Origin of the sequence: Catenibacterium sp. UBA627 (assembly GCF_002299355.1) — a bacterium.
GTDB classification, from domain to species: domain Bacteria; phylum Bacillota_I; class Bacilli_A; order Erysipelotrichales; family Coprobacillaceae; genus Catenibacterium; species Catenibacterium mitsuoka.
This window is the reverse complement of record NZ_DBPF01000153.1, coordinates 407-1,161: the sequence shown is the minus strand read 5'-3', so window position 1 is coordinate 1,161 and position 755 is coordinate 407. Positions and strand designations below refer to the sequence as shown.

The 755-nt window shown below is 32.7% G+C and carries 1 pseudogene; it reads left to right on the top strand.

The annotated features are described in order from the left end of the window. Positions 1–112: 112 nt before the first annotated feature. Positions 113–755, top strand: a pseudogene (locus B2S90_RS10410) (tRNA uridine-5-carboxymethylaminomethyl(34) synthesis GTPase MnmE); the annotation flags it as partial.

Sequence of the window (755 nt, the reverse complement as noted above, 5' to 3'; positions counted from 1 at the left end):
TCCATTTAAATGGTATCTGGTGGGTTATTTCTTTCTCAGGTATTATTAAAGGTCTGGTTAATTTTATTTGGTTCTATAAGTATAAGAAAAGAACACTTAAGGAGGTATGACGATGAATGATGATATTATTTGTGCTATTGCGACATCTCGTTTAGAAGCCGCTATTTCTATTATTCGTATATCAGGTAAAGGGTGTATTGATTTTGTTCAGAGCTTCTTTACAGGTAATCTAAATAAGAAGTCTCAAACTATTTCTTATGGCTATATTGTAGATGGTGAAGAGAAAGTAGATGAAGTACTTATTTCTATCTATCGTGGACAACATACATTTACTGGAGAAGAAATGGTAGAAATCAACTGTCATGGTGGTGTCTTTATTACGAATAAAGTTCTTTCTTTATGTTTAAAGAAAGGAGCGAGAATGGCTGAGCATGGAGAATTCTCTAAGCGTGCATTCTTAAATGGGCGTATTGATTTATCCCAGGCAGAAGCGATTAGTGATTTAATTACAGCTAATAATGATCAGGCAGCTAAACTAGCATTAAAAGGAATACAGGGAAATATCACAAACTTCATTAAAGACTTAAAAGAAGACCTGATTAAGATTATTACTCAGATTGAAGTAAACATTGATTATCCAGAATATGAAGATATAGAAGAACTAACAGCTGAAAAGCTGTTACCTGGTTCTGTATCTTTAAGAAAGAAGATGGATGATATTCTTGATCGTTCTAAGAATATGCATTTAATAAAGG